Raw genomic sequence first — 14,896 nt, forward strand, 5'->3', positions numbered from 1 at the left:
GTTGATTTGTGCTGCTCACAAATAGTGTGTTCGGCGCAATTCCAATGTGGGAGCGAGCCTGCTCGCGAATAGACGTTACATGATCTTCAAGCGACCCACTTCTTGTCGCCGGTGAAGCTGATGGTCAGCCAGCGCGCTGCATCCGGTTTGCCCAGCTTCGCCGAAATCTCCTCGCGCAACGCATCCAGCTGGCCGACATGGCTCAGCGCATAATCCGCCGGCAACACCACATGAATCTCGATAAACCGCGCCCGCCCGTGCTTCTGCACGTACGACACGTAATCGTCGAAACCGTGCTCGGCTTTCGCCGCGTCCATCACCTGGCGTACCTGATCATTCAGCGTGTCCGGCGCAATCCCCAGCACATCGCGTAGGGCCGGCCCAAGGATCTTGAACGCTGGCGGCAACATGGTCAGCGCCAGCACGATCAGAATCAGCGGGTCGACATACACCGCCCACTGGCCATAGCCCTGAGACTTAAGCAGCAACGCCGCAAGGAAACTTATCAACAGGCCCACGGACAGCATCGCATCCACCAGCCAGCTGATGTTGTCGAACTGGATCAGGCTCGATTTGAGCTTGCGGTTACGCTGACGCACGTAGAAGAAGTAGGCGAACTCGACCACGGTAAACACCGCGGCATAAATGATCACCAGGCCCAACTCGATATCGCGGCCACCGTTGATGATGCCGAACACGCCGTTCAGGAACGCGTAGATCGCGATCAACATCAGGAAGCTGCCTTCGATCAGCAGCACCATCGGCTCCAGATGCCAGAAACCGAACTGGAAACGGTGGTTGCTTTCTTTGGCGATCAGCTTGGCGGTGATCAGCATCAGGACTTTGATGAACGTTGCGATCAGCGAGAAAAAACCATCGAACAGGATGGATTGCGAACCTGAAACAAAACCGGTGACGATCCCGGCAATCGCCACCGCCAACATCAGAATGGTCGATTGTTTGAGCAGTGCCTGCTCACCTCGGTTACTCACTTTGACTCCTCGAAAACCTTGAAAACCGCGGGGTGCGGTTCGGTTGTTGCGAGGGGAGTTTACCTTAACGGGATTTATGGCCTGTGACGGCCCCTTCGCGAGCAAGCTCGCTCCCACACGAGACCGCGATCAAATGTGGGAGCGAGCCTGCTCGCGAATGGCTTCAACACGGTCTTAAGCCTTGTTCCGCTCAATGGCAAAACCCGCCCAGGTCTGGCTCACCGGCATCAGTTCCAGGCTGTTGATGTTGATGTGCGCCGGCGCATTCATCACCCAGAAAATCGTCTCAGCGATGTCCTGCGGCTGGATCGGCTCGGCACCGGCGTAAGTCGCGTTGTAACGCTCCTGATCGCCAGCAAAACGCACCAGCGAGAACTCGCTTTCACACAATCCAGGCTCGATGTTGCTGACCCGCACGCCCGTACCTTGCAAGTCGCAACGCAGGTTCAACGAGAACTGTTTAACGAACGCCTTGGTCGCGCCGTACACGTGACTGCCCGGATACGGGTAGTTGCCGGCGATGGAGCCAAGGTTGACGATGCCGGCGCCACGACCATGGGCGATCAGGCGTGGCAGCAGCAGGCGCGTGGCGTACATCAGGCCTTTGACGTTGGTGTCGACCATGGTGTCCCAATCGTCCAGATCGCATTTCGGCGCCGGGTCCACGCCCAATGCCAGACCTGCGTTGTTGATCAGCCCGCGAAGCTTGGCGAACGACGGCGGCAGATTGGCAATCGCCTCCTCCATGGCCTTGCGATCGCGCACATCGAGCACCAGACCATGCACTTCGGTCTGTTTCGACAATTCGGCGCACAACGCATTGAGACGCTCTTCACGACGGCCGGTCAGCACCAGTTTCCAGCCAGCCTCGGCAAAACGGCGGGCACAGGCTTCACCAAATCCGGACGTCGCGCCGGTGATAAACAGGGTGTTGGACATCGTGTTCTCCTTGCTTCGGCCGCCGGGGCAGCCCTTGGAATAGAAAATCAGCAGGCAGCATGCCCGCCCCGGCACTCACGGGCAACTGCTACAAGTTGTACAAAAAACAACCAAACCCGCCGACACCATAGCCACCGTGGCCTGTAGCCATGTGCACGCATGTTATCCACAGTCCCTTCCACAGTTTCCGGGGGCAACTGGAAATGCGCAAAGCCGCGCCACACAAGGCTTTGCGGGCGAAATAGAAAGTTTTTTGCTTGACCCTGAAGTGGCAGATGTGCGGGAGATGGCATTTTGCACGACGGCGAAGTCAGCAAGGTGATTGCGCGAGGCCAGTCATTACGGCCCTCAGCGCAGTCTTTCCAGAGTTTAATCACAGACTTATCCACAGGCCTGTTGCCATCGAATTGCCTAAGAGAGCATGCCCATAAAAAGGTTGACAACGACGCCTTCAGCTTCCGCAAAAACGCCTGATCAAAAAACAACCACACACTTGCAAGCCACGGAATACATGGCCTGCAGCCAGATACACCCACGTTATTCACAGCCAGCTCCACAGTAACCGGGGACAAGTCAAAACTGTGGAAAAACAGCCATTTGCAGCGTCTATATGTCGCGCTTTGGCAGCTTGGGGAATTTGTTTTCCACAATTCTGGAATCTGCACAATTCAACTGTGGGAGCGAGCCTGCTCGCGAAAGCGATGGCATATCCAGACAATCAAGTGACTGATACACCGCATTCGCGAGCAGGCTCGCTCCCACAGGGGGTTGAGGAGGGTTTGAGATGTAAAAAAGCCCCGGGACTTGCGTCGCCGGGGCTGTGTTTGACGCTGGAAAAGTCAGTGCCCGCCCAGATAGGCGTTACGCACCTCCTCATTCACCAGCAACTCTTTACCCGTGCCCGTCAGGCGAATCTCGCCGTTGACCATCACATACGCCCGATCCGACAGCTTCAGCGCATGGTTGGCGTTCTGCTCGACCAGAAAAATGGTCATGCCGGTTTTCGCCAACTCGCGCAGGGTCGCGAAAATCTGCTTCACCACAATGGGTGCCAGGCCCAGGCTCGGCTCATCGAGTAGCAGCAACTTCGGCCGGCTCATCAACGCCCGGGCAATGGCGAGCATCTGCTGCTCACCGCCAGACATGGTCATAGCCCGCTGGGTGCGCCGCTCTTCAAGCCGTGGGAACAGCTCGAACATGCGCTGCATGTCCTCTTTGGCGTACTTGTCGCCAATCGGAATGGTGCCCATCAGCAGGTTTTCCTCGACGGTCATGTCGGGGAACACCCGCCGCCCTTCCGGCGACTGCGCAATGCCGTTTGAGGCGATGTAGTGCGATGACTTGTGGGTGATGTCGACGCCTTGATAAAGAATCTGCCCGCCCGCCGCCCGTGGCTGGCCGAAGATCGACATCAACAGCGTTGACTTGCCGGCACCGTTGGAGCCGATCAGGCTGACGGTTTCGCCTTCATTGATCTGCAGCGAAACACCTTTGAGCGCCTGGATCGGGCCATAGAACACGTCGAGGTCTTTGAGTTCGAGGATCGGTTGCGTCATACCAGCTCCTCTTCGTCGGCGCCCAGGTAGGCGGCAATTACTTTCGGGTCGTTGCGAATGGCTTCAGGTCCGCCTTCGGCAATGACGATGCCGTGGTCCAGCACCACGATGTGGTCGGAAATACTCATAACCATGCCCATGTCGTGTTCGATCAGTACCACGGTCAGATCGTGCTCGTCGCGCAGCAGCCGGATCATCGCGCTCAGCGCTTCGGTTTCCTGAGGGTTGAGGCCGGCGGCCGGTTCGTCGAGGCAGATGATCTGTGGCCGCGTGCACATGGCTCGGGCGATCTCCAGACGACGCTGTTGGCCGTAGGAGAGTTCACCGGCGAGACGGTTGGCGCAGTCGACCAGATCGACCACTTCGAGCCAATAGAACGCGCAGTCCAGCGCATCGCTTTCGGCCTTGCGATAGCCCTTGGTATTGAGGATGCCGGCGAGCATGTTGCGGTTGACCCACATGTGCTGGGCCACCAGCAGGTTTTCCAGCACCGACATTTCCTTGAACAGGCGAATGTTCTGAAAAGTTCGGGCCAGGCCTGCACGGTTCACCAAGTGCGTACCGCCGAACATCTTGTAGTACATGCGGCTGAGGAATGACTTCGGCGAGACGAAGTCGGTCGGTTTGAACGACTCGCCCAGCAACTGGATGACGTTGGTCTGCTGGCCGCGCACGTTGAGTTCGATCTTGCCACCCGAGGCCTTGTAGAACCCGGTCAGGCAGTTGAACACCGTGGTCTTGCCGGCGCCGTTGGGGCCGATCAGGGCGAAGATCGAGTTGCGTTTGACCTTCAGGCTGACATCGCTCAAGGCCTTGATGCCACCGAAATGCATCATCAGTTTTTCAACAGAGAGTACGACTTCACTCATGGCGCAGTCCTCTCATAGTGAATGGCACCTTTGCGTGGAGTGACCCCGGTACGGCTGATGCGGATCAGCCCGCGTGGTCGCCAGATCATCATCAACACCATCAGGATGCCGAACAGCAGCACGCGATACTCGGCGAAGCCGCGCAGCAGCTCCGGGGCGACGGTGAGTACGAACGCAGCGATCACTACGCCAATGGTCGAGCCCATGCCGCCGAGGACGACGATGGCAAGGATCAACGCCGATTCGAAGAAGGTGAACGAGGTCGGGTTGACGAAGCCTTGATAGGTGGCGAAAAACACCCCGGCCAGACCCGCCGTCGACGCACCGATGGTGAACGCCGAAAGCTTGACCAGCACATGGTTGAGGCCCATCGAGCGGCAGGCGATTTCATCTTCGCGCAGGGCTTCCCACGCTCGACCGACCGGCATCTTCACCAGACGATGCTTGATGTACAGCACGGCCAACACCACCAGGAACAACACCGCGTAGATGAAGTAGTACTTCACGTCCGGGTTGTAGGCGATGCCGAAGAACTCATGGAACGGCACCCCGCCATCCTTCGCCCGCTTGCCGAACTCCAGACCGAAGAACGTCGGCAGCGGCGCCGGCATGCCGTTCGGGCCGCCGGTCAGCGACAACCAGTTATTGAGGATCAGGCGAATGATTTCACCAAAACCCAACGTCACGATCGCCAGATAGTCGCCGTGCAGACGCAACACCGGGAAACCGAGGATGCAACCGGCCAACCCCGCCGTGATCGCCGCCAGCGGCAGCACCGTCCAGAAACCCAGACCGAGGTACTGATAACCCAGCGCCAGACCGTAGGCACCGATGGCGTAGAACGCCACGTAACCGAGGTCGAGCAGACCCGCCAGACCGACCACGATGTTCAACCCCAGCCCCAGCAACACGTAGATCAACCCGAGGATGACCACGCCCAGCAGATAGGAGTTGGAGACAAACGGCACGATGATCGCCAGCACAATCAGCAGCGGGATAATCCAGCGCAGGCGCGTTTTGTGATCGGCCGGCAGCACGTGTACACCGGAACCGGTGCTCTCGAATCCGTCGAGAATCTTCAGGCCCTTCGGCGTTTGCAGGAACAGGCTGAGAGCAAAGCGGCCAATCATGACAATGCCGATCAGCCACGCCACGCGAGTCGGTTCAAGGTTGAAGCTGTAACCCTCGAGTACGACGCCGACAATCGGCCCGAAAACGATCAGGGCAATCAGGCCGGCCAGAATCGCCTCAACCAGGCTTTTTTTGATATCAATGCTTTTTTTGGTGGTTGAAGACATCGCTTACACCTTCGACACAAGAGGACGGCCCAACAGGCCCTGCGGCCGGAAGACCAGAACAAGTACGAGCAGCGAGAAGCTGAACACGTCTTTGTAGTCGGAGTTGACCAGGCCGGAGAACAGCGACTCGGAGATACCGAGGATGATCCCGCCCAGCATCGCGCCCGGCAGCGAACCGATCCCGCCGAGTACCGCCGCAGTGAACGCCTTGATGCCGATGACGAAGCCGGCATAGAAGTCGAACGTGCCGTAGTTCATGGTGATCAGCACACCGGCGAGTGCCGCCATGGCTGCACCGATGATGAACACGTAAGAGATAACGCGGTCGGTGTTGATCCCCAGAATCGAGGCCATCTTGCGGTCTTGCTGAGTGGCGCGGCACATACGGCCGAGCTTGGTGTACTTGATCACGTAAGTCAGCAGACCCATGCCGACGAATGCGGCCACCAAGATGAAGATCTTGGTGTAGGTGAGCTGAACGAAACCGGTACCGATGTCGACGCGCCAGGCGCCGGTGAGCAGCGTCGGAACACCTTGTTGGCGGGCGCCCTGGCTGATCTGGGCATAGTTTTGCAGGATCAGGGAAATACCGATGGCGCTGATCAGCGGTGCCAGTCGGGTGGAGTTGCGCAGGGGTTTGTAAGCGACTCGCTCAATGACCCAGCCATACACCGCCGTGACGACGATGGTGAAGATCAAAGTGCCGAGCATCAGCAGCGGGAAGGATTCGATACCGAAGTACGCCAGCAGAGCCAGACTGATTGCCGCCAGGTAAGCAGAAATCATGTAAACCTCGCCGTGGGCGAAGTTGATCATGCCGATGATGCCGTAGACCATTGTGTAGCCGATGGCGATCAGGCCATAGACCGACCCGAGGGTCAGGCCGTTGACCAGTTGCTGCAGGAAAATACCATCCATAACGCAATCTCACGCAGTGAGAACCTGCACACCGGTAATGTGCGGTTCTTCTAGGAAAAATACAGATTTACGTCGGAGCAATGTCAGCCACGATCAGCCCATCCCACACCGTCCCTGTGGGAGCGAGCCTGCTCGCGAAAGCGGTCGATCATTCAACACATGTGTTGGCAGTCATTCCGTCTTCGCGAGCAGGCTCGCTCCCACATTGGATCGGTGGGGGATCAACTGATCGCGTCAGCCCTTACTTCTGTTTTTCCAGCTGGTGATATTTGCCAGTCGCGTCCCACTGGTACACCACGTAGTCGGAGACTTTCAGGTCGCCCTTCTTGTCCCAGGCTTTTTCACCCATGACGGTTTTCACCGGATTGGCTTTCAGCCACTCGGCGGCTTTCTCGCCGCTGTTGGACTTGGCACCGTTGAAGGCGGCCGCCAGGGTCTGAACCGAAGCGTAGGCGTACAGGGTGTAGCCTTCTGGCTCGGTGCCGGCCTTGCGGAAGGCATCGACGACGGTTTTACTTTCCGGCAGCAGGCGTGGGTCGGCGCCGAAGGTCATCAGCACGCCGTCGACGTATTGCGGGCCGCCAGCAGTGGTCACCAGTTCGTCGGTGACGATGCCGTCGTCGGACATGAACTTGACGTCTTTCAGCCCTTCGGTACGCAGTTGTTTGACCAGTGGACCGGCTTCCGGGTGCAGGCCGCCGAAATAGACGACGTCGGCACCCGCAGCGCGGATCTTGGTAACCACGGCGCTGAAGTCTTTCTCGCCACGGGTCAGGCCTTCATACAACACCGGCTTCACGCCGCGTTTCTCAAGCTGTGCCTTGGTGGCATCCGCCAGGCCCTGGCCGTAGGTGTCCTTGTCGTGCAGCACGGCAACCTTTTTGCCTTTGAGCACGTCGACGATGTAGTCGCCGGCGACGATGCCTTGCTGGTCGTCACGCCCGCACATACGGAACATGGCACTGAGGCCGCGCTCGGTCACTTGCGGGTTGGTGGAACCCGGAGTAATCGCGATCACACCGGCTTCGTCATAAATTTCCGAGGCTGGAATGGTGGAAGAAGAGCAGAAGTGACCGACCACGCCAGCGACTTTCTGGTTGACCAGGTCCTTGGCGACCGTCACGGCCTGCTTCGGTTCGCAGGCGTCATCGCCCTTGACCAGTACGATTTTTTCCCCGTTGACGCCGCCTGCCGCGTTGACCGCGTCCGCCGCTGCCTGTGCACCCTTCATGTACTGCTCGCCAAATGCTGCGTTGGCGCCAGTCATTGGACCCGCTACACCGATTTTCACATCAGCTTGAGCAAACGCAGAAACGCCCAACGCAGTAGCCACTGCGAGGGCCAGAAAGCCTTTCTTGTAAAACGTCTGGGACATGAGGTGGTGCTCCAAGGTTTTTTTTAGTTGGCACTGCGACTTCACTTCACTGAATGCTCAGAGCAAGGGCCGTGCCATCGGTTTTTTATTCTTCAAAAAGTCGCTGCTTTCTTGTTATTTCGACTGTTTCGTTCCCATTTTCATTGGGCGTGCAACCGTCTAAACCGCGGAAGGTGAAACCATTTGTTTTTTCAGGCGCAACCCGCACGCGCCATCATTGCAACCGCGGCGCCAAACAACGTGCAACCAGCCTGTAACAGCCCGCGTCACCGAACTGCACACTGCTGGTGCGGGACTGCTACAACCCGCACCATTACAGGCTAGTCGCTGCATTGAAAAGCGCCGCTTCCGGCAACATATTTCAACACTCAAATCACGATGCGCAGGCACTGGCCCGCGTGATACAGCGAGAATCCGGCCTCATACAAACAACTGCGCAAGCCCACGCCGGCCAGGGGCTGCATCGGTGCGAAGGGAATCGGCAGCGCTTGCGGATTGCCGTTACACAGGTAGTCGGCGAAGGCTTTGCCGACTACGGTCCCGGTTGTGACCCCGCGACCGTTGTAGCCAGTGACGGCCACCAGTCCTGGCGCCGGTTCGAACAGGCGCATGAGGTGATCGGGGGTGAATGCGATGCGCCCGGTCCAGGTGCACTCCCATTCGACCGGCTTCAGATTGGGGAAATAGTGCTGCTGCACGCGATCGGCCCAGGCCTTGAGAAACCACGTCGGTTTCTGATTGCCGTTGCCCAGGCTACCCAGCAATAACCGCCCTTCTTTGTCGCGGCGGATGCTGCTCAGCACCTGCCGTGTATCCCACGAGCCCTGCCCGCCCGGGAGGATTTCCTGCGCGGCGTCGTCAGTGAGCGGCACCGAGGCGACCTGATAGTAATAACCGGGGAAGAAGTTGCGTTTGAGTTCGGTCCAGTCGCCTTCGGTGTAGGCGTTGGAGGCGATCACCACTTGCTCGGCCAGCACCGAACCCTGCTCGGTCTGCACCGACCAGTTCGCGCCCTGACGCTCAAGGCGAGTGACCGGGGAGTGATCGAACATTTGCCCGCCGAGACCGATCACTGCGTTGGCTAGCCCGGTGACATAAGCCATCGGGTTAAGCGTGCCAGCGCGGCGATCGAGCAACGCAGCGGCGATTTTTTGCGTACCGGTGGCCTGTTCGCACGCCTTGCCTGTGAGCAGTTCAACCGGCGCACCACGGCGTTTCCATTGCTGTTCACGACTGCGCAGATCCGCCTCGCCCTTGGCGTTGTGCGCCATGTGCAGTGTGCCTTCGCGGCGCAACTGGCAATCGATGTTGTATTTATCCACAAGGCTGAAGACCAGCGCCGGCGCCGCCCCGAGCATGCGGTTGAGCTGACTGCCGACCGCTTCACCGAAACCGGCCTCGATCTCGTCCGGCGGGATCCACATGCCGGCGTTGACCAGCCCGACGTTACGTCCGGAACCACCGTGACCGGCGCGATGAGCTTCCAGCACGCAGACACTTTTGCCTTTTTCCAACAGATGCAGCGCTGCCGACAACCCGGTGAACCCGGCGCCGATCACGCAGACATCGACTTTGACTTCGCCCTTGAGCGCGGTGTTATCCGGCCTTTGCGGCGTGAGTGTTTCCCACAGACATTCTTCGCGTAACGGCATTGCCAGACTCCAACAGAAACCTGCCAAACACAGTGCTGATCCTGTGGGAGCGAGCTTGCTCCGGGCGGCGTTCCGACGAAAGGGGCGAATCAGCCAACATCTATGTCGACTGACCCACTGTATTCGCGAGCAGGCTCGCTCCCACAAGGAGGGATCTCCACCTGTCAGTCGAAGGTGATGCCCTGCGCCAGCGGCAACTCCAGCGAATAGTTCACGGTGTTGGTCTGACGGCGCATGTATGCGCGCCATGCGTCCGAGCCGGACTCACGCCCCCCACCGGTCTCTTTCTCGCCACCAAACGCACCGCCAATTTCGGCGCCGCTCGGGCCAATGTTGACGTTGGCGATGCCGCAATCACTGCCGACCGCCGACATGAACTGCTCAGCCTCGCGCACATCAGTGGTGAAGATGCACGACGACAACCCTTGCGGCACCGCGTTGTTCAGGCGCAGCGCTTCCTGGAAATCGCTGTACCCAACCACGTACAGAATCGGCGCGAAGGTTTCGCTGCACACCACATCGCTCTGCTCCGGCATTTCAACAATCGCCGGCGACACGTAGTAAGCATTCGGGAACTGATCTTCCAATTGGCGCTTGCCGCCAAACACCCGACCGCCCTCGCTCAACGCCTGCTCCAGCGCGTCCTGCATGTTTTCGAAACTGTGCTTGTCGATCAGCGGGCCGACCAGATTGCCTTCCAGCGGATGGCCGATGCGTACTTTCGAATAAGCAGCCTTGAGGCGAGTTACGATTTCTTCCTTGACCGATTCATGGGCGATCAAGCGACGCAGCGTGGTGCAGCGCTGGCCGGCGGTACCGACGGCGCTGAACAGAATAGCGCGCACCGCCATGTCGAGATCGGCGCTTGGGCCGAGGATCATCGCGTTGTTGCCGCCCAACTCCAGAATGCTGCGGGCAAAACGTGCAGCGACTTTCGGTGCCACTTCACGGCCCATGCGCGTGCTGCCAGTGGCGCTGATCAGGGCGACACGCGGATCATCGACCAATGCTTCACCGGCATCACGGCCACCGATAATCACCTGGCAAAGATTCGCCGGGGCATCGCTGAAATTCTTCACCACGCGATCGAAAAGTGCCTGACAGGCCAATGCGGTCAGCGGGGTTTTCTCCGACGGTTTCCACACCACCGGGTTACCGCAGACCAGCGCCAGCGTGGTGTTCCACGCCCACACCGCCACCGGGAAGTTGAACGCGCTGATCACGCCGACCACGCCCAGTGGATGCCAGGTTTCCCGCATGTGGTGGCCGGGACGTTCGGAGGCGATGGTCAAACCGTAGAGTTGGCGAGACAGACCGACAGCGAAGTCGCAGATGTCGATCATCTCCTGCACTTCACCCAGACCTTCCTGAGTGATCTTGCCGGCTTCCCAGGAAACCAGCTCACCGAGATCAGCCTTGTATTCACGCAACACTTCACCAAATTGACGCACCAGTTCGCCACGACGCGGAGCCGGTACTTTGCGCCATAGCTCGAATGCATGATCTGCGCGACTGATGTGCTGCTCGACTTCGGCCGGGCCTTCCCAGTTGACCGCAGCGATACGGCTGCCGTCGATCGGCGAATGCACCGGCACTTTGCCGTTCTGATAAAGGGCCGGGTTCACACCTAGACGATCAAGCAATGCGGCAATCATGGGTCACTCCTCAAGCAAAAAACTGAATGTGTGCGGGCGCTTTTTCGCGACCGGGCAGGCCTTTAGTTGTAGCGTCACAATGGCGAGTCAACAAACGACCTTTACGCGAGATATCATTCCGTTTATTCATGCTGGGCATAGAAAGACAAGAAAAGGATCAGCCATGCTGAACAAACGCCACTTGCCGTCGATCACCGCCCTGCAGTGTTTCGAGGCCGTAACCCGGCACTTGAGTTTCACTCGCGCTGCCGAGGAACTGAACCTGACTCAGAGTGCGGTGAGCAAACAGGTCGCACAGCTTGAAGAGCTGTTGCAGCACTTGTTGTTCCGCCGCGTGCGCCGGCGTTTGCAGATGACCCCGGCCGGGGATTTGTACCTGGTTGAAGTACGAAAAATCCTCTCGCAGGTGGAGATGTCGACGCACTACCTGCGTTCCTACGGCGGCGAAACCGAAGTCCTGCGTGTTTCTACGCCCTCGACCTTCGGCGCCCGCTGGCTGGTACCGCGCCTGAAAGGCTGGCGCTTGCGCCATCCGTCGATCCATCTGGATTTGTGCAACGAACAGGAAGCGGATGATCTGCTGCAAGGGCGCAGTGATCTGGCGTTCTACTTCGGTCAGGGCTCACGGCCCGGCACTGAATGCCTGAAGTTGTTCGGCGAAGAGCTGGTGCCAGTCTGCGCGCCGGGCAGCCTGCCCGACACGCCATTCACTGATCCGACGCAACTCACCGATCTGGTTCTGCTGCAAAATGCCTCGCGCCCGCAGGCGTGGCACGACTGGTTCGACAGTCAGGGTTACCAGACCGAACACAGCTACCACGGGCCGCGTTTCGAAACCTTTTATATGTGCATTCGCGCCGCGCAGGTTGGCTGCGGTGTGGCGTTGTTACCGCGATTTCTGGTGGAAGAGGAATTGGCCGACGGCAAACTGGTCATTCCCTGGGAGCATGCAATGCCCAGTTCCGACGCCTATTACCTGGCCTACCCGGAACACGCGGCGGAAGTGCCGAAGGTGCGCGATTTCGTCAAATGGATGCTGGAGCAGATCGACCATTCCTGATCCCCTGCATTTGTTCGCTTCTACAGGGAAAACCTATCAGGCGATAACAAACAGGCCCTCAACAACCTGAGCCTGGGCCAGACGCGCACGTAGATCGTCATCGATAGCGCAATCATCAGGCTTGTACAACCGAACGCGTCGATAGGCATCGACGCGATTGATTTCCTGCCCGAGATACTCCCAGACAACTCTAGAGCACGCAGGAGCACGATGATCCGCAGCTGAAACCCCTATTTTCAAACCATTGAGCCGTGTAATACAGCTTTTAAAACTTGGGATGAGAATGGTCTGGCTGATTTCGTTGGAGGTAAGTGACTCATAATCGATGAAAAACAAGCGATCCCGCAGGTAATAAGCAACACCCAGATATTGATACCGTTCAAAATCTTCCCTCGTCCCGGCAATCTGTAAGCGCTCGTTTCTCTCGTAGACGACGTCATCCCCCTCCCCCCGAACATGCACAAGCGAACACAGAATGGAGCCGGGGTCAGTCATTGCATGGTAATACTCGTGGTAATAACCGATATGGGCTCTCAGTTCCGCTGAAGACTTTTGACGAAGATGCTCATGCATTATCTGCGGCGCAGTTACCTCGCCCAAGGCTTGATTCTTACGGGCTTTCACGCCAATCTGGTTGATGAATTGATCCATTGGAAGTCCGATCTCAACTTCCTCCACACCAAAGAAGTCGCAGATTCGTTTGAGATTAAAAGGTGTCGGAACACTTTTCCCACAAAGATACTTATTGAATTGCCCACGATTAATATGAATTTTCCTACAAACCTCCGCGACAGATCTGTAGTGACTGCACAGCAGCCTCAAGTTCGCCGGAAGAAACTCAAACATACAGTAACCCAACAAAAATCAAGAAGAGGCAACCATAGCAGCAACTCGCATCACTTTTAAGCAACTTGCGAAATTGCGCCGAATGAAATATGGCTGGATATTACGACACCTGAAAGCCTTCAGGACTGACGGCACCATTAATTCGCCAGCACTCTATATAGCAAGGAGCTTTGAATGCTAGACGTCATCAACGATTTTTTGTCGGGCAAGGTATTAATACCTTTAGTTCTTGGACTGGGAAGCTATTTCACTGTCCGATCGGGATTTGTCCAGATTAGATATTTCGCTCACATGTTCGGTGTATTACACGGAAGCTGGCGCGCAGGCAGCCATCAATTGAGTTCATTTCAGGCACTCACACTCAGTCTCGCCGGACGCGTGGGCACCGGCAATATCGTTGGGGTCGGGATTGCCGTCAGCATGGGTGGCCCCGGCGCCGTATTCTGGATGTGGATGACCGCACTTTTGGGTATGTCGAGCAGCCTTTTCGAATGCACGCTGGGTCAGCTCTATAAACGCAGCGACGAAAACGGTCTCTATCGAGGAGGGCCGTGTTGGTACATCCAGCACGGTCTGGGCAAACGCTGGCTCGGGATAATAGCGGCTGTATTAATGCTGGTGACCTTCGGATTTGCAATCAACGGTCTCGAGTCCCATGCAGTATCTCACTCGCTAAAGGATGCGTTTGGCCTGCCCCCCATGAGGTCAGGACTGGCACTTTCGTTGATGCTGGGAGTTGTCCTTATCGGCGGGATAAAGCGCATAGCAGCAGTTGCCGACCTTTTGGTTCCTCTCAAGGTTCTCGCCTATATCGGCGTGACGGGTTACGTGTTGATCCTGCAGCTCGATCAAGTTCCGACAATGCTGCTGACCATTATCAAAAGCGCACTCGGTCTGGATCAGGCGCTTGGCGGTCTGATTGGCAGTGCAATTATCATGGGTGTCAGACGCGGGATATTTTCCAACGAAGCAGGACTGGGTAGTGCGCCTAACGTTGCGTCAGTAGCGAAGGTCAGTCATCCAGTTGCACAGGGCGTCGTACAAGCACTGAGTGTTTTCATCGATACATTCGTGATCTGCACATGCACTGCACTAATGATTTTGCTGTCCGGTTTCTACACATTGGGCCTTGAAGATGACGGGATCGTTCTGGCACAAAACTCGCTGGCAGCGGTTGTAGGAGAATGGGGACGAATGTTTATCAGCGTGGTGCTTGCGTTGTTTGTATTCACGGCAATGCTTTACAACTACTACCTGGGAGAAAACAGTTTGCGGTTCATGTTTGCCGAACCCCGTAAAGTGCTGATTCTCTATCGTGGCCTAGTGTTGACTCTAGTGTTCTGGGGATCGGTCGAAGATCTTTCCACTGTTCTGGCTTTCGCAGATATCACCATGACGTTACTGGCACTCGCCAACCTGATCACGATGGCGTTGCTTTTCAAGATATGCCTGCGCATCTTGCGTGATTATGATAACCAACGCCGCGCCGGAGTCGAGACACCCATTTTCGATTCAAAATTATTTCTTGATCTGGATCTTGATCCTGTGGCGTGGCCACCGCTGGCTTGCCGCTCTAGCACAATGAAACTTGGCGAGTCCTCTGACTCCCCGGAAATCAACAAACAGATTGCTTAGGCTTGGCTAGAACAGATGCAGAGTCGTTAAACCAGGTAATGACTCTGCAGAAGGCAAACCAACAAATCCAACTATCAAACTAAAACAATATGTCACGCCTA

12 protein-coding genes are annotated in these 14,896 nt (G+C 57.3%); 2 read left to right on the forward strand and 10 right to left on the reverse strand.

The features are described from left to right. Nucleotides 1-86: 86 nt before the first annotated feature. The 9 genes from L8H52_RS28740 to L8H52_RS28780 all read right to left on the reverse strand — a co-directional run bounded on the left by L8H52_RS28740 (nucleotide 87) and on the right by L8H52_RS28780 (nucleotide 11,254). Entirely contained in the window at nucleotides 87-992 is a 906-nt protein-coding gene (locus tag L8H52_RS28740; protein WP_242209888.1) for a cation diffusion facilitator family transporter, read from the reverse strand. A 174-nt stretch (nucleotides 993-1,166) separates the two neighbouring features. Further along, entirely contained in the window at nucleotides 1,167-1,931 is a 765-nt protein-coding gene (locus tag L8H52_RS28745; protein ID WP_007915905.1) for an SDR family oxidoreductase, read from the reverse strand. A gap of 839 nt (nucleotides 1,932-2,770) precedes the next feature. After that, nucleotides 2,771-3,487, reverse strand: coding sequence for an ABC transporter ATP-binding protein (locus tag L8H52_RS28750; protein WP_007950655.1), 717 nt, complete (start codon nucleotides 3,485-3,487; stop codon nucleotides 2,771-2,773). Next, nucleotides 3,484-4,356 (reverse strand): ATP-binding cassette domain-containing protein, encoded by an 873-nt coding sequence (locus tag L8H52_RS28755; protein WP_016985385.1) that lies wholly within the window; start codon nucleotides 4,354-4,356, stop codon nucleotides 3,484-3,486. Before L8H52_RS28755 ends, L8H52_RS28750 begins: the two co-directional genes overlap by 4 nt. Continuing rightward, nucleotides 4,353-5,654, reverse strand: a complete 1,302-nt coding sequence (gene livM, locus L8H52_RS28760) for a high-affinity branched-chain amino acid ABC transporter permease LivM (RefSeq protein WP_242209889.1) — start codon at nucleotides 5,652-5,654, stop codon at nucleotides 4,353-4,355. The genes L8H52_RS28755 and livM overlap by 4 nt, the downstream gene beginning before the upstream one ends. A gap of 3 nt (nucleotides 5,655-5,657) precedes the next feature. Next, on the reverse strand, nucleotides 5,658-6,572 hold the full coding sequence (locus tag L8H52_RS28765; RefSeq protein ID WP_008078282.1) for a branched-chain amino acid ABC transporter permease: 915 nt from the start codon (nucleotides 6,570-6,572) through the stop codon (nucleotides 5,658-5,660). Nucleotides 6,573-6,813: 241 nt separating this feature from the next. After that, entirely contained in the window at nucleotides 6,814-7,947 is a 1,134-nt protein-coding gene (locus L8H52_RS28770) for an ABC transporter substrate-binding protein (RefSeq protein WP_064117213.1), read from the reverse strand. A gap of 368 nt (nucleotides 7,948-8,315) precedes the next feature. Further along, a complete protein-coding gene (locus L8H52_RS28775; RefSeq protein WP_242209890.1) occupies nucleotides 8,316-9,599 on the reverse strand; it encodes an FAD-binding oxidoreductase in 1,284 nt (427 codons plus the stop codon). A gap of 164 nt (nucleotides 9,600-9,763) precedes the next feature. Beyond that, on the reverse strand, nucleotides 9,764-11,254 hold the full coding sequence (locus L8H52_RS28780; protein ID WP_242209891.1) for an aldehyde dehydrogenase family protein: 1,491 nt from the start codon (nucleotides 11,252-11,254) through the stop codon (nucleotides 9,764-9,766). A 163-nt stretch (nucleotides 11,255-11,417) separates the two neighbouring features. Between L8H52_RS28780 and L8H52_RS28785 the strand changes: the two genes are divergently transcribed. Further along, entirely contained in the window at nucleotides 11,418-12,314 is an 897-nt protein-coding gene (locus L8H52_RS28785) for a LysR family transcriptional regulator (protein WP_242209892.1), read from the forward strand. Between the two features lie 36 nt (nucleotides 12,315-12,350). Here L8H52_RS28785 and L8H52_RS28790 read toward each other — a convergent pair whose 3' ends face one another. Next, complete coding sequence (locus tag L8H52_RS28790; RefSeq protein ID WP_347340762.1) at nucleotides 12,351-12,965, reverse strand: XRE family transcriptional regulator; 615 nt, start codon at nucleotides 12,963-12,965, stop codon at nucleotides 12,351-12,353. 369 nt (nucleotides 12,966-13,334) lie between these two features. Between L8H52_RS28790 and L8H52_RS28795 the strand changes: the two genes are divergently transcribed. After that, on the forward strand, nucleotides 13,335-14,795 hold the full coding sequence (locus tag L8H52_RS28795; RefSeq protein WP_242209894.1) for an alanine/glycine:cation symporter family protein: 1,461 nt from the start codon (nucleotides 13,335-13,337) through the stop codon (nucleotides 14,793-14,795). The last annotated feature ends 101 nt before the right edge of the window (nucleotides 14,796-14,896 follow it).

This window comes from Pseudomonas sp. CROZ-RG-20F-R04-15 (assembly GCF_022662375.1).
Lineage (GTDB): Bacteria > Pseudomonadota > Gammaproteobacteria > Pseudomonadales > Pseudomonadaceae > Aquipseudomonas.

Bases quoted from the DNA above. Each gene is read 5' to 3' on its own strand.
- L8H52_RS28745 (WP_007915905.1), bottom strand. From the start codon at position 1,931: ATGTCCAACACCCTGTTTATCACCGGCGCGACGTCCGGATTTGGTGAA.
- L8H52_RS28750 (WP_007950655.1), bottom strand. From the start codon at position 3,487: ATGACGCAACCGATCCTCGAACTCAAAGACCTCGACGTGTTCTATGGC.
- L8H52_RS28755 (WP_016985385.1), bottom strand. From the start codon at position 4,356: ATGAGTGAAGTCGTACTCTCTGTTGAAAAACTGATGATGCATTTCGGT.
- livM (WP_242209889.1), bottom strand. From the start codon at position 5,654: ATGTCTTCAACCACCAAAAAAAGCATTGATATCAAAAAAAGCCTGGTT.
- L8H52_RS28765 (WP_008078282.1), bottom strand. From the start codon at position 6,572: ATGGATGGTATTTTCCTGCAGCAACTGGTCAACGGCCTGACCCTCGGG.
- L8H52_RS28770 (WP_064117213.1), bottom strand. From the start codon at position 7,947: ATGTCCCAGACGTTTTACAAGAAAGGCTTTCTGGCCCTCGCAGTGGCT.
- L8H52_RS28775 (WP_242209890.1), bottom strand. From the start codon at position 9,599: ATGCCGTTACGCGAAGAATGTCTGTGGGAAACACTCACGCCGCAAAGG.
- L8H52_RS28780 (WP_242209891.1), bottom strand. From the start codon at position 11,254: ATGATTGCCGCATTGCTTGATCGTCTAGGTGTGAACCCGGCCCTTTAT.
- L8H52_RS28785 (WP_242209892.1), top strand. From the start codon at position 11,418: ATGCTGAACAAACGCCACTTGCCGTCGATCACCGCCCTGCAGTGTTTC.
- L8H52_RS28790 (WP_347340762.1), bottom strand. From the start codon at position 12,965: ATGGATCAATTCATCAACCAGATTGGCGTGAAAGCCCGTAAGAATCAA.
- L8H52_RS28795 (WP_242209894.1), top strand. From the start codon at position 13,335: ATGCTAGACGTCATCAACGATTTTTTGTCGGGCAAGGTATTAATACCT.